At 63.9% G+C, this 13293-nt stretch carries 10 protein-coding genes, 5 tRNA genes and 1 pseudogene; 1 reads left to right on the top strand and 15 read right to left on the bottom strand.

Going from position 1 to position 13293, the window contains the following annotated elements:
• Positions 1–212: 212 nt before the first annotated feature.
• The 9 genes from nusG to ACZLIB_RS03970 form a co-directional block, all read right to left on the bottom strand.
• Positions 213–773, bottom strand: a complete 561-nt coding sequence (nusG, locus tag ACZLIB_RS04010) for a transcription termination/antitermination protein NusG (protein ID WP_004154362.1) — start codon at positions 771–773, stop codon at positions 213–215.
• Between the two features lie 10 nt (positions 774–783).
• Positions 784–1197, bottom strand: coding sequence for a preprotein translocase subunit SecE (gene secE / locus ACZLIB_RS04005; RefSeq protein ID WP_005408202.1), 414 nt, complete (start codon positions 1195–1197; stop codon positions 784–786).
• A 49-nt stretch (positions 1198–1246) separates the two neighbouring features.
• Positions 1247–1322: transfer RNA gene (locus tag ACZLIB_RS04000), tRNA-Trp, on the bottom strand.
• Between the two features lie 103 nt (positions 1323–1425).
• Positions 1426–2616: an elongation factor Tu gene (gene tuf, locus ACZLIB_RS03995; protein ID WP_014036096.1), complete on the bottom strand. Its 1191-nt coding sequence runs from the start codon at positions 2614–2616 to the stop codon at positions 1426–1428.
• A 41-nt stretch (positions 2617–2657) separates the two neighbouring features.
• A tRNA-Thr gene (locus tag ACZLIB_RS03990) sits at positions 2658–2733 on the bottom strand.
• Positions 2734–2782: 49 nt separating this feature from the next.
• A tRNA-Gly gene (locus tag ACZLIB_RS03985) sits at positions 2783–2856 on the bottom strand.
• Between the two features lie 24 nt (positions 2857–2880).
• Positions 2881–2966 (bottom strand) — tRNA-Tyr (locus ACZLIB_RS03980).
• Between the two features lie 137 nt (positions 2967–3103).
• Positions 3104–4120 carry an isoaspartyl peptidase/L-asparaginase family protein gene (locus ACZLIB_RS03975; RefSeq protein ID WP_032130436.1) on the bottom strand — a complete coding sequence of 339 codons (1017 nt, stop codon included), beginning with the start codon at positions 4118–4120 and terminating at the stop codon, positions 3104–3106.
• Between the two features lie 105 nt (positions 4121–4225).
• Positions 4226–5245, bottom strand: a complete 1020-nt coding sequence (locus ACZLIB_RS03970; protein WP_149908822.1) for a cyanophycinase — start codon at positions 5243–5245, stop codon at positions 4226–4228.
• Between the two features lie 170 nt (positions 5246–5415).
• Between ACZLIB_RS03970 and ACZLIB_RS03965 the strand changes: the two are divergent.
• A pseudogene (locus tag ACZLIB_RS03965) lies at positions 5416–8171 on the top strand (TonB-dependent receptor plug domain-containing protein).
• Between the two features lie 56 nt (positions 8172–8227).
• Here ACZLIB_RS03965 and ACZLIB_RS03960 read toward each other — a convergent pair.
• The 6 genes from ACZLIB_RS03960 to ACZLIB_RS03935 form a co-directional block, all read right to left on the bottom strand.
• Positions 8228–8866, bottom strand: a complete 639-nt coding sequence (locus tag ACZLIB_RS03960) for a hypothetical protein (RefSeq protein WP_478469225.1) — start codon at positions 8864–8866, stop codon at positions 8228–8230.
• 648 nt (positions 8867–9514) lie between these two features.
• Positions 9515–10606, bottom strand: coding sequence for a redox-regulated ATPase YchF (gene ychF, locus ACZLIB_RS03955; protein ID WP_049462700.1), 1092 nt, complete (start codon positions 10604–10606; stop codon positions 9515–9517).
• Between the two features lie 151 nt (positions 10607–10757).
• Entirely contained in the window at positions 10758–11336 is a 579-nt protein-coding gene (gene pth / locus ACZLIB_RS03950; RefSeq protein ID WP_049422892.1) for an aminoacyl-tRNA hydrolase, read from the bottom strand.
• 48 nt (positions 11337–11384) lie between these two features.
• Positions 11385–12002, bottom strand: a complete 618-nt coding sequence (locus ACZLIB_RS03945; RefSeq protein ID WP_014036085.1) for a 50S ribosomal protein L25/general stress protein Ctc — start codon at positions 12000–12002, stop codon at positions 11385–11387.
• Positions 12003–12112: 110 nt separating this feature from the next.
• On the bottom strand, positions 12113–13072 hold the full coding sequence (locus ACZLIB_RS03940) for a ribose-phosphate diphosphokinase (RefSeq protein WP_005415400.1): 960 nt from the start codon (positions 13070–13072) through the stop codon (positions 12113–12115).
• Positions 13073–13211: 139 nt separating this feature from the next.
• A tRNA-Gln gene (locus ACZLIB_RS03935) sits at positions 13212–13288 on the bottom strand.
• Positions 13289–13293 lie beyond the last annotated feature (5 nt).

The raw sequence follows: 13293 nt of genomic DNA, 5'->3' as shown, positions 1-13293 counted from the left end.
CGCGTTTTGAAATCATGCTGAAGGCCACCTTGCGGCGGCCTCGTCCTGCTGGCTTCCCAGCGGGGAGCCGCGCACTATATCAGGTTTTTTCTTCACATGCCTGAAGCGGCACGTAAACGGACGAAACCGGGCAAGGCCCGGCTCCTGGTTCCGTAGAGTCGAGCTTGCTCGACTGATCAGCAAAGTCGAGCAAGCTCGACTCTACCGACAGGTCAGACAGCCTTTTCGACCTGGCCGAACTCGAGTTCGACCGGAGTGGCACGACCGAAGATCAGCACCGAGACGCGCAGACGGCTCTTCTCGTAGTTGACTTCTTCGACGACGCCATTGAAATCGTTGAACGGGCCGTCGGTAACGCGGACCATCTGGCCCGGCTCGAACAGCACCTTCGGACGCGGCTTCTCGACACCTTCCTGAACGCGATTCAGGATGGCTTCGGCCTCGGAATCGGCGATCGGCAGCGGACGGTCGGCGGTGCCGCCGATGAAGCCCATCACGCGCGGGGTTTCCTTGACCAGGTGCCAGCTTTCGTTGTCGATGCGCGGAATACCGGCTTCTTCGTGGGTCTCGATCTGGACCAGCACGTAACCCGGGAAGAACTTGCGCTCGGAGCGGCGCTTCTGGCCAGCGCGCATCTCGACCACTTCTTCGGTCGGGACCAGGACATCGCCGAAGCGCTCTTCCATGCCGTCACGGACGATGCGATCGCGCAGAGCCTGCGCCACCGACTTCTCGAAGCCCGAATAGGCGTGAACGACGTACCAACGCTTCATGCAATTCTCCTTAGCGGCTCAGGAACAACTGAACCAGCCACTGAATGACGTAATCGAACCCACCCAGCAACAGACTGAGAATGGTCACCACCACCATCACGACCCAGGTCATGCGGATGGCTTCCTGGCGCGTCGGCCAGACCACCTTGCGCAGTTCGAAGCGCGACTCGGAGAGGAATTCGCGGGTGTCGCGCCCCTTGCCGGTCAGCATGAACACGCCGATACCGCCAACCAGACCGACCACAACCGCCAACGCACGCAGCTGACCCGCCCACGCACCCAGCTGGGTGGCGCGACCGGAGTCGGCGGAGAACCAGAACCAGACGAACAGACCGGCCAGCACCAGCAGCGATGCGGCGACGTACTTGACGATATCCCCGCCGTTGGCGGAGTTGTCCTTGGAGTGTTCGATCTTGCTATTCATCCGGCTGTGTCTGCTTTAGCGGCCCAGGCCGCTGGATAAGGTGGGCAGATGGCACGCCAGGAGGGACTCGAACCCCCAACCTGCGGTTTTGGAGACCGCTGCTCTGCCAATTGAGCTACTGGCGTACGTGTTGAAACTTGCCTTCCCTTAGACGGCGAAGGCGGACCGAGGTTCCCGGCCCGCCATTCGCGTAACCGGCGGCGCTATGCAACCACCGGCACTGCAGGCTTACTCGATGATCTTCGAGACCACGCCGGCGCCGACGGTACGACCGCCTTCGCGGATGGCGAAGCGCAGGCCTTCGTCCATTGCCACCGGGTTGATCAGGGTGACGACCATCTTGACGTTGTCACCCGGCATCACCATTTCGACGCCTTCCGGCAGAGCAGCTGCGCCGGTGATGTCGGTGGTGCGGAAGTAGAACTGCGGACGGTAGCCATTGAAGAACGGGGTGTGACGGCCGCCCTCGTCCTTCGACAGGACGTAGACTTCGCCTTCGAACTTGGTGTGCGGCTTGATCGTGCCCGGCTTGGCCAGGACCTGGCCACGCTCGACGTCGTCACGCTTGGTGCCGCGCAGCAGCAGGCCAGCGTTGTCGCCTGCCTGACCCTGGTCCAGCAGCTTGCGGAACATTTCAACGCCGGTCACGGTGGTCTTCTGCACCGGACGGATGCCGACGATTTCGATTTCGTCGCCGACCTTGATCACGCCACGCTCGATACGGCCAGTCACCACGGTGCCGCGGCCCGAGATCGAGAACACGTCTTCCACCGGCATCAGGAACGGCTTGTCGATCGCGCGCTCCGGCTCCGGAATCCAGCTGTCCAGGGCATCGACCAGCTTCAGGATGGCCGGCACGCCGATGTCGCTCTGGTCGCCTTCCAGCGCCAGGCGGGCCGAACCGGCGATGATCGGGGTGTCGTCGCCCGGGAACTCGTACTTGCTCAGCAGTTCACGCACTTCCATCTCGACCAGCTCGAGCAGCTCTGCGTCGTCAACCATGTCGGCCTTGTTCAGGAACACGACGATGTACGGCACGCCGACCTGACGCGACAGCAGGATGTGCTCGCGGGTCTGCGGCATCGGGCCGTCAGCGGCCGAGCACACCAGGATCGCGCCATCCATCTGGGCGGCACCGGTGATCATGTTCTTGACGTAGTCAGCGTGGCCCGGGCAGTCAACGTGGGCGTAGTGACGGATCGGGGATTCGTATTCGACGTGCGCGGTCGAGATCGTGATACCACGCGCCTTTTCTTCCGGCGCGGCGTCGATCGAGGAGTAGTCCTTGAACTCGCCACCGAAGCGCTCGGCACCGATCTTGGTCAGTGCGGCGGTCAGCGTGGTCTTGCCGTGGTCGACGTGACCGATGGTGCCGACATTGACGTGCGGCTTGGTGCGCTCGAACTTACCCTTGGCCATGGCTGCTTATCTCGAATTCGTCTGAGAGGTGATGCTTAAGATGGTGCTCACGAAAGGAATCGAACCTTCGACCTCTTCCTTACCAAGGAAGTGCTCTACCGACTGAGCTACGTGAGCCGAGTTTTGCATTATGACATGAACTCGATAATATTCAAAGTTCATTCAATGGAGCGGGAGACGGGAATCGAACCCGCACCATCAGCTTGGAAGGCTGAGGTTCTACCATTGAACTACTCCCGCGCCGGGAATGTCACAACGTGAAACTGGTGGAGGGAGGTGGATTCGAACCACCGAAGGCGTAAGCCAGCAGATTTACAGTCTGCCCCCGTTGGCCGCTTGGGTATCCCTCCTTACCACCCCATTCCGTTGCCGCCGAAGCGTTGCGGTGTGTGGTGGTGAGCCGCTTATTCTGCTGATGGGACGGGGGGCTGTCAACGCTTTTTTCCACTTTTTTCACACGCTGTCGCAAACCCATTGATACGCAAGGTTATTGCCCCGGGACCGCAAGGGTCTCGTTGGCGAAAATTGCGACATGAGGGACGCCGTCGCCGCCGATCCAGCCCCGATACATGCCCTGGGTGTTGAATGGCGTGGCCATTTTTCCGTCTGCAGCGAGCACGATCGCACCGCCGTCCCCCCCCATCTGCGGAATCGTCTCGTTGATCACACCCTTGCCGGCCTGTTCCGGCGTCTGCCCCTGGTAGCGCATGCGTGCGCAGATCTCGTGCGCGGCCGCGGTGCGGATGTAGTACTCGCCCCAGCCGGTGCCGGACACCGCACAGCGCGCATCGGCCCAGGTGCCTGCACCGATGATCGGCGAGTCACCCACCCGGCCATAGCGCTTGTTGGTCATGCCACCAGTGGAGGTACCGGCGGCCAGGTGCCCCTGCGCATCCAATGCGACCGCACCGACGGTCCCGAAGTGCTTTGCAGTCTCCAGGTCGGCATGCGCCTGGCCACTGGCCTCTTCCTTCAGTGCACGCTGCAGCTGCTGCCAACGCTTCTCCGTACGGAAGTAGGAGGGATCGACCAGAGACATCCCCTGCTCGACCGCGAAGGCTTCGGCGCCCTGCCCCACCATCATCACGTGCCTGGATTTCTGCATCACGGTCTGCGCCAGCAGGATCGGGTTGCGCACCCGCTGCACGCCGGCCACCGCGCCCGCCGCCTGGGTGGCCCCGTCCATCACTGCGGCATCCAGCTCGTTGTGGCCGTCATGGGTGAACACCGCGCCCTTGCCGGCGTTGAAGGTGGGATCGTCCTCCAGGACGGTGATCGCAGCGGTGACTGCAGCCAACGCGGGGCGACCCGCCGCCAGCTCCGCATGCCCCTTCAACAGGGCCGCCCGCAGCGCGTCACGTGCGGCCTTTTCCTCGGCCGGCGACAGGTCCTTGCGCTCGACGCCGGCGCCGCCGTGGATGACCAGCAGCGGTGAAGCCGCCGGTGCGGCCTGGGCAAGCATGGGCAGGGACAACAGTGCGGACAGCGCCAGGCGCAGTTTCATCGGGTACGTCTCCAGCAGAACGAGGGAATGGATTGCGGGGTAGTGCCGGCCGCTGGCCGGCAAGGGGCGCATCAGGGAAGGCGGGTTGCCGGCCAGCGGCCGGCACTACCGAAGCGTGAACTCAATCTCGCCGTCGCTGACGTCGGCCATCGCCTGGTAATCGGCCTCGGCCTGGAAATCGTCCAGGCGCATGCGGCTGCCGCTGGCGACCACCGTTACCGGCACCGCGTGGAAGCGCAGCGGCTCACCTTCGACCATGCGGTCCGCATCACGCCCGGGGCTGACCACCCAGACCTTGCCTTCGCCGTCGGCGCTGTAGACCTGTGCCTGGCCATCGGGCTCCACGCACAGGGCGGTGTCCTCGTCGACGCCGATGCCGACGATGTCGGGGTCGCCACTGTCCTGCGCGGCGCGCGCCACGAACACGATCAGGCGGCCGAGCCGATCGCGCTTGTCGAAGTGGGTGTCGGTGACCACGCGCTGCAGGTAGGGCATCTGCAGGAAGCCACTGTCCATGGTCACCGCACTGCCCATCGGGTCGGCCAGCGCACCGGCGGAGGTGATGCTGCCGCCGTCCATCGCGCCGTAGGCATAGCCACCGAGGATGGCCAGCCCGGCGCTGGTACCGGCAATCGGCTTGCCGGCGCGCACATGGGCATTGAGCGCGCGGTTGAGCGCGGTGCCCTTCCAGAAGCGGATGTAGCGCGACTGGTCACCACCGGCAATGAAGATGGCATCGGCCGCAGCCACCACGCGCAACACGGCCGGATCGTCGGCGCCGCGGCGGCTGTCGAAGACCAGCGTCTGCACTGCGGTGGTCCCGCCAATCTCGCGATACAGGCGGTCCTGCAGCTCATCACTGCCAGAAGCGCGCAGGATCAGCACGCGGCCGTTACCGGCCTGCTTCAGCCACCAGTGAAAGGCCTCCGGCACCCATTCGCCACCGCCCATCAGCATCATGGCCGGCGCGCGCGGGCCGGGCCGGGGTGCGTCGAGATCCCCGGCTTCGTAGTAGGCGAAGCCCGGGCCCTGCAGGTCCTGCGCAGGGGCGGCCAACGGCACGGCCAACACCAGCAGCGCCAGCCAGGCGAAGGGGGCACGCAGGGTGCAATGGAGGCGTCGCATCTTGATCTCCCTGAACAAAATCGACTTGCAAGCGTTTTCACTCTTTGCCAGATAGGGACCCAGTAGTCAAGGGCATAAAAAAGGCGTTAAATGCGCGCGCCCATTCCGGAAATCTGAATGGGGGACAGGGCCCCTCCTCTGCGGGCCGGCTTCATTTCCGAGAATTCCTCATGCGTAGAAAGGCGATGGCGTGGTCGATCCAGCTGGCGTTGATGGGCGTGGCTGCTTCCGCGGCGGCCCAGGCACCGGCCTCCTCTTCGGTTCAACAACTGGATGCGGTGCAGGTCACCGGCTCGCGCATTCCGCGCGCCCAGGTGGAAGGCCCCGCCCCGATCACGGTGATCAGCGCCGAGCAGATCCGCTCCAGCGGCTTCACCAGCGTGCCCGACGTGCTGCGCTCGATGACCCAGAACGGCGGTGAGACGCAGAGCCAGCAGTCGTCCAGCGGCGCCGACTTCTCGCCGGGCGCCCAGCAGGTGGACCTGCGCGGGCTGGGCCCGAATCACACGCTGGTGCTGGTCAATGGCCGCCGCATCGCCGACTTCCCGATGCCGTTCAAGGGCCGCAGCAACTTCACCGATGTCTCCAACATTCCGCTGGGCATGATCGAGCGCATCGAAGTGCTGACCGGCAGTGCCTCGGCCATCTACGGTTCGGACGCGATCGCCGGCGTGGTCAACTTCATCCTGAAGAAGAAGGCCGACGGCACCACCGTCGACATGCGCATGGGCACCACCAGCGAAGGCGGTGGCGAGTCGTTCGACATGAGCCTGGCCAGTGGCTTCAGCCGTGGCAACTTCAACGCCGTATACAGCGTTGAACTGCAGTCGCAGACCCCGCTGTGGGCGTACGAGCGCGACATCCAGGATTCGACCCAGGACGCACCGACTGAACGTACGCGTGCCGCTCGTCGCGCCTATCTGCGCACGGACTACAACGACGCCTACCTGGACCCAGGCGCAGCGACCTGCGAAGCGCTGGCCGGACAGAACCAGGGCAGTACTTACCATGCCTACCGGCCGCGCTCCGGCTGGTACTGTGGCAGCGATACGTCAATCGGCTACGGCACCATCCTCAGCAAGCGCCGCGGCGCCAATGGCTACGCCTCGCTGAGCTACGACTTCAACAACGGCCAGCAGTGGTTCGCCGACGTGCAGCTGGGTTATCACACGATGTCGCTGATGCGCGATGTGACGTCCTGGGGCTACATGAGCTCAGACGGCAATGAAGCGGGCTATTTCAGAAACATTGCCAGCACGGAGGCCGATCAACAGATCGAATCCTGGAACCGCCAGTTTTCGCCGGAGGAAATGGGCGGCCTGCGCAACGGCATGGTGCGCAGCACGCAGAAGACCTTCAGCGTGACCACTGGCTTCAAGGGCAATCTGACCGGCAACTGGGACTACGAGGCCGCGCTGAGCCATTCGCAGTACCAGTCGCGGATCAGCTGGGCGAAGATTATCGCCGCTAAGGCCAATGACCTGTTCCTGGGCCCGCAGTTGGGCGATTACACCGATGACGAAGGCAACGTATTCCCGATTTTCAATGCCGACCCGTCACGCCTGTACCGGCCGCTGACCCGCGCCGAGTACGATTCGATCGCAGCGCGCACCACCTACACCCCGAAGTCGCGCACCGAAACGGCTGCGTTAACGCTGACCAATTCCGCGCTGTTCGGCCTGCCGGGGGGGATGCCGGCTTCGCCGCGACCGTGGAAGTGGGCCAGCAGGCATACTCGCTCAATCCCGATCCGCTGGCGACCCAGTACTACTACTACAGCTGGAAGGATTCGGACGGCAACGGTTCGCGCAACCGCTGGGCCACAGCGGCCGAACTGCGCATGCCCCTGCACGAGACGGTCAACCTGAGCGTGGCAGGCCGCTACGACCAGTACCGTTATTCCGGCCACACCATCGGCAAGGTAACCTGGAGCGGCGGCATGGAATGGCGCCCGATCGACACGCTTCTGGTCCGCGGTTCGTATGGCACCGCGTTCCGCGCACCGGACCTGCACTACGTGTTCGCCGGCCCGGGCAACGACGAGACTGACGTAGTGGATCTGTACGACTGTCGCGTCAATGGCACCGAATGCGACGAAGACGTCAGCATCATCCGCAGCCGCACCGGCAATCGCCAGCTCGACCCGGAAACCAGCACCTCGTGGAGTGCCGGCTTCGTCTGGTCGCCGGCAATCGGCCTGGATCTGTCGGTGGACTGGTTCGACATCGACATGCGCAAGCAGGTGCAGGACATGGACGCGCGCACGATCCTGGCCAGTGAAGCGAACTGCCGCCTCGGCAGTGCCGACATCAATTCACCGACCTGCGTGGACGCGCTCGACCGCGTTACCCGCACCAGTGATGGCCGCCTGTACGGCGTGCGTGTCGCCCCGATCAACGTCGCCCGCGAATCCACCTCCGGCATCGACATCGGCTTGCGTTACCGCCTGCAGACCGGTATCGGCGACTTCATCCTCAACGGCACCCACACCTGGGTGAAGAAGCACGACTTCCAGCGCTACCCCGGCGACCCCGTCGAAGATCAGTTCGCGGTCAACAGCGGTTTCGATATTCCACGCACCAAAACCAGCCTGAGCGTGACCTGGGAGAAGGCTGCGTGGTCGGCGACAGTCTACGGTTCACGACTTGGCAAGCTGCCAACCTATGACAGCTACGGCCAGACCTTCGACTGGGACAGCGGTGACAGCCCGTACATCAAGGCAACCTACCGCTACAACGCGTCGCTGCAGTACCGCTTCGACGACCACTCGCGCCTGTCGCTGTCGGTGGTCAACGTGTTCAACAAGATGCCGCCGAAGGACGCCACGTACACCGCGTATCCGTACTACGACGTGTCCTGGTTCGACAGCGTCGGCCGCACCATCAACCTGCAGTACACCCACAAGTTCGGTGGCAGCGCGCTGTAAGCGCGGGCTGTTGTACTGGATGCAGGAAGGACGGAGGCGCAAGCCTCCGTCTTTTTTTACGGAGTCGCCTCAAGCCCCGACTGCGCCGGCTCTGCAAAGCGCCAGAAAACGCGCACCACGCCCAGCATCTGCCCATGCAACTCGTCATACCGGGCGATGACCTCCGGCAGGAACGATACTCTGCCGCTTGCATCCAGCGGAACCGGCTCCCCCAGCGCGCGGGCCAGGTCGATGTAGAAGTGCGACATATCCCCGTACGGGCGCTTGCTGTCCATGAGCATCACCGCCCGCCCCAGCACCCGGGTGTTCATGCTTCGCAGCAGCAAAAGATGCTCCGATGACACCGTGATCACTTCGCCGCCGCCGGAGCCACCTGCGGCCTCGGCCAGCACATAGCTGCCAGGCTCAAGCATGCCCTCCAGGATGAAACTGGATGCGATCCGGGCGAGCCGTTCGGCAAAGGCTCTTTCCTCGTTGGCGCCTCGCCCAGATGACCCAGGGCAGATGCGCGCCAATGCTGCGTAGGCGATCAGTGCTTCCTCATCTGCAGCATCGACGGCGTCCAGGTAGATGCCCTGGCTATCGCTGAAGTCCGCTTCGGGCCGCAGCCATTTGCGCATTGCACTCAGCATGATGACCTCACTGCACTCCGGTGCTGCCGCGCCTCCTCCGACCTTCTCGGATCGCGCGACCATGGATCGATATCCATAAGCCAGAAGGAGGCCGACGAGAAGGATCGCAACTACCCACCAGTACGCTCGGGGTGCCATGGAGATTCTCCGGATGGCGCGCAGGCATGACATCGCGCGCCCGTATGAGTGGAAGGGTCAGCGGGCAGTCTGAAGCAACACCTTCCAGTGCTACATGCAATGAATCCGAAATTGATGGCTGCCATGGCATGTGGGTTTTCCACACCGCGCGTGGAAAGCGATGGGAACTTGGTGTGGACAAGTGGCCGCGAGGCTTGCAGTGCGGGCGTTTCCGGACGTGGTGATTTTTTGTCCATGTCCTTCGATTGTTTTCCACACCGGACGTGGAGAGCGATGGGAACTTGGTGTGGACAAGTGGGCGCGAGCATTGCAGCGCAGGCGTTTCGAAGCGTGGTGAAATTCTGTCCACGGTCCGACTGCACTGATCGGGGTCGGAGCCCTTTCCCGTGGAAAGGGATCCGCCCCCACGGTTTTCCACATCCGGCGTGGAAAGCGATGGGAGTTTGCTGTGGACAAGTGCCGGCAAACGTCGCACCGCAAGCGTTTCGCAGCCTGGTGCTTTTTTGTCCATCACCAGAAACGCGAACGCCCCGCACAAGGCGGGGCATCCGGGGTCGATCCGCTGCTGCTGGATCAGACGTTGAAGCGGAAGTGCAGGATGTCGCCTTCCTGCACCCGGTATTCCTTGCCTTCCAGGCGCAGGCGACCGGCTTCCTTGGCGCCGGCTTCGCCCTTGTACTTGATGAAGTCGTCATACGCGATGGTTTCGGCGCGGATGAAGCCCTTCTCGAAGTCGGTGTGGATGACCGCGGCAGCCTGCGGGGCGGTGGCGCCCTTGCGCACGGTCCACGCGCGGACTTCCTTCACGCCAGCGGTGAAGTAGGTCTGCAGGCCGAGCAGGCTGTAGGCCGCGTTGATCACGCGGTTCAGGCCCGGCTCGCTCAGGCCGAGGTCGGCGAGGAAGGTATCGCGGTCTTCGTCGTCGAGCTGGGACAGCTCTTCTTCGATCGCGGCCGACACCGGCACCACCTGTGCGCCTTCAGCGGCGGCATGCGCGCGCACGGCTTCCAGGTGCGGGTTGTTGTCGAAACCGTCTTCCAGCACGTTGGCGATGTACATCACCGGCTTCAGGGTCAGCAGGAACAGATCGCGCACCAGCGCCTTCTCTTCCTCGTCCAGGCCCACCGAACGGCCGGACTTGCCGTCGGACAGCGCCGCCTGCAGCTTGGCCAGCACCGGCTTGCGCGCTGCTGCATCCTTGTCACCGCCCTTGGCCGCGCGCTCGGCACGGTTCAGCGCCTTCTCGACGCTGTCCAGGTCGGCCAGCGCCAGTTCGGTATCGATGGTTTCGATGTCCGAGATCGGGTCGACCTTGTTGTTGACGTGGATGACGTCGGCGTTCTCGAAGCAGCGCACCACGTGGGTGATCGCATCGACTTCGCGGATGTGCGCCAGGAACTTGTTGCCCAGGCCTTCACCGCTGGCGGCACCGGCCACCAGGCCGGCGATGTCGACGAACTCGACCGCGGTCGGGATGACCTTCTGCGGGTTGATGATCGCTGCCAGCTCGTTCAGGCGCGGATCCGGCACCGGCACGATGCCGACGTTCGGCTCGATGGTGCAGAACGGGAAGTTCGCCGCGGCGATACCCGCCTTGGTCAGCGCATTGAACAGGGTCGACTTGCCGACGTTGGGCAGGCCGACGATGCCGCATTTGATACCCATGGGTGACAGCTCTCTGGGGTGAAAGTGATTGGTGAAACAGCGCGCGCGCTGCTTGGCCAATCCATCTCGGTGTTCAACATCTGCCAACCAAGGTTGGCAACTACCGGGGCCGGTTGATGCCCGTTGCCGACCAGCGGTCGGTACCCACCGGTTATTTCGGGGTGTGCAGACGCTTCATCGCTTCGCTGAAATCGCCCTGCACCGCCAGCGGCAGCACGTCGATCGCATCATCGATGGCGCGCGCGATCAGCACGTCGTCGTCCTTCGACGGGCGGCCAAGCACCCAACCCACCACGCGGTCCTTGTGGCCAGGATGGCCGATGCCCACGCGCAGGCGATGGAACTTGCCGTGGCCGAGCAGGCGGATGGTGTCGCGCAGGCCGTTCTGGCCACCGTGGCCACCGTCGAACTTCAGCCGCGCCACGCCGGGCGCCAGGTCCAGTTCGTCGTGGGCCAGCAGGGTTTCTTCCGGCTCGATCTTCCAGAACCGCTGTGCGGCGGTGACCGACTTGCCGCTGAGGTTCATGAAGGTGGCGGGCTTGAGCAGCCACACCGTCTGCCCGGCGATCTCGACCTTGGCGGTCTCACCGAACAGCTTGCTGTCCACATTCCATCGCGCACCGGCTTTTTCCGCCAGGGCCTCAACGAAATGAAACCCGGCATTGTGCCGGGTCCGGGCGTGTTCCGATCCGGGGTTGCCCAGACCGACGATCAGTCGCAGTCCTGCCATGGTTCCTTCCAATACGGTGCCTGCCCGGAGGCAGGCACCGTAGCGGTATTACTCGGCGGCAGCCGCTTCTTCGTCAGCCGCGTCGGCCTTGCCGGCCTTGGCGGTGACGATGGCGTCGTCGTGGTCCTTGCCCAGCGCCAGGGCCGGGATTTCCACGCCCTTCGGCAGCTTGATGTTGGACAGGTACACCACGTCACCGGCCTTCAGCTCGCCCAGGTCGACTTCGATCGACTCCGGCAGGTCCTTCGGCAAGCAGGTGATGGTCACTTCCTTCAGTTCGTGGGTGACCACGACGTCGGCAGCCTTGCCGGCCGGCGAGGTGTCTTCGTTGATGAAGTGCAGCGGGACCGAAGCGGTCAGGGCTTCGTTCTCGTTCACGCGCTGGAAGTCCAGGTGCATGATCAGCTGCTTGTACGGATGGCGCTGCATGTCACGCAGCAGGACCTTCTGCACCTGGCCGTCCAGGTTCAGGTCCAGGATCGAGGCATAGAACCACTCGTTCTGCTGGGCCAGCCAGATTTCGTTGTGGTCCAGGCTGATGGCGACCGGCTCGGCGTTGCCGCCGTACACGATGGCCGGGATCACACCGGCGTGACGCAGGCGGCGGCTCGCACCCTTACGCTGCAGTTCACGCTTGGTGACCTTGATTTCATGGGTCTTCGACATTTTCGACTACTCAGGTTGTTGCCTCGCCCTGCGGCGTGGCGGTTGAAGATGCTTCCGCGACCAGAAGCACCCGGGGTATGTCCCCGCCGTTGCCGGCAGGGACGAAAAACTCAGTCGACGTACAGCGAGCTGACCGACTCGCCGAAGGCGATGCGGCGCATCGTTTCGGCCAGCATTTCCGCCACGCTCAGCTGGCGGATCTTGCTGCACACCCGCGCTGCGTCCTTCAGCGGGATGGTGTCGGTCACCACCAGCTCGTCGAGCTGGGAATTGGTGATGTTGTCCACCGCCGGGCCCGACAGCACCGCGTGGGTGCAGTAGGCGGCGACCTTGAGCGCACCGCGCGCCTTCAGGGCAGCGGCAGCGGCGCACAGGGTGCCGGCGGTATCGACGATGTCATCGACCATCACGCAGGTCTTGCCTTCGACGTCACCGATGATGTTCATCACGGTGGAGACGTTGGCGCGCGGGCGGCGCTTGTCGATGATCGCCAGATCGGCGTCATCCAGGCGCTTGGCGACCGCACGGGCGCGGACCACGCCGCCCACGTCCGGCGACACAACGATCAGGTTCTCGGTGCCGTAGGCGCGCCAGATGTCGGCCAGCAGCAGCGGGGACGCATACACGTTGTCCACCGGAATATCGAAGAAGCCCTGGATCTGGTCGGCGTGCAGGTCGACGGTCAGCACGCGATCAGCGCCAGCGGTGCTGAACATCTTCGCCGCCAGCTTGGCGGTGATCGGCACGCGCGAGGAACGCATGCGGCGATCCTGGCGCGAGTAGCCGAAGTACGGCACCACGGCGGTCACGCTGGCCACCGATGCGCGCTTGAGCGCGTCGATCAGCACCAGCAGTTCCATCAGGTTTTCCGCGCTCGGCGCGCAGGTCGGCTGGATCACGAACACGTCCTGCTTGCGGACGTTCTCTTCGATTTCCACCTGCACTTCACCATCGGAGAAGTGCGAGACCAGCGCCTTGCCCGGGCGAACCCCCAGTTCCTTGCAGATGTTCTGCGCCAGACGTTTGTTGGCGTTGCCGGAAAAGACCAGCAGGTTCGGGGACTCTTGCATCATGATTGTCTCGGGCGGGGACGAGTGGCGGGGATCCGGAGTCGGCAAGGACCCGATGGACCCTTGCTGCTGACAACACCGCGGTTGTTTCCACGTCCCGCGCAGGTGATGCGCTGGAAGGCGCGGACACAGCCGCTATTGGCAGGGGCGGTAGGATTCGAACCTACGAATGCCAGGATCAAAACCTGGTGCCTTGGGCCTCTTGGCGACGCCCCTGCATT

It is taken from the genome of Stenotrophomonas sp. 220_Sma (assembly GCF_056487375.1).
This window is presented reverse-complemented; position numbering and strand designations above follow the sequence as displayed.

Excerpts from the sequence above, each read along its gene's own strand:
- nusG (WP_004154362.1), bottom strand. The coding sequence starts at position 773 with ATGAAGCGTTGGTACGTCGTTCACGCCTATTCGGGCTTCGAGAAGTCG.
- secE (WP_005408202.1), bottom strand. The coding sequence starts at position 1,197 with ATGAATAGCAAGATCGAACACTCCAAGGACAACTCCGCCAACGGCGGG.
- tuf (WP_014036096.1), bottom strand. The coding sequence starts at position 2,616 with ATGGCCAAGGGTAAGTTCGAGCGCACCAAGCCGCACGTCAATGTCGGC.
- ACZLIB_RS03975 (WP_032130436.1), bottom strand. The coding sequence starts at position 4,120 with ATGAAACTGCGCCTGGCGCTGTCCGCACTGTTGTCCCTGCCCATGCTT.
- ACZLIB_RS03970 (WP_149908822.1), bottom strand. The coding sequence starts at position 5,245 with ATGCGACGCCTCCATTGCACCCTGCGTGCCCCCTTCGCCTGGCTGGCG.
- ACZLIB_RS03960 (WP_478469225.1), bottom strand. The coding sequence starts at position 8,866 with ATGGTCGCGCGATCCGAGAAGGTCGGAGGAGGCGCGGCAGCACCGGAG.
- ychF (WP_049462700.1), bottom strand. The coding sequence starts at position 10,606 with ATGGGTATCAAATGCGGCATCGTCGGCCTGCCCAACGTCGGCAAGTCG.
- pth (WP_049422892.1), bottom strand. The coding sequence starts at position 11,336 with ATGGCAGGACTGCGACTGATCGTCGGTCTGGGCAACCCCGGATCGGAA.
- ACZLIB_RS03945 (WP_014036085.1), bottom strand. The coding sequence starts at position 12,002 with ATGTCGAAGACCCATGAAATCAAGGTCACCAAGCGTGAACTGCAGCGT.
- ACZLIB_RS03940 (WP_005415400.1), bottom strand. The coding sequence starts at position 13,072 with ATGCAAGAGTCCCCGAACCTGCTGGTCTTTTCCGGCAACGCCAACAAA.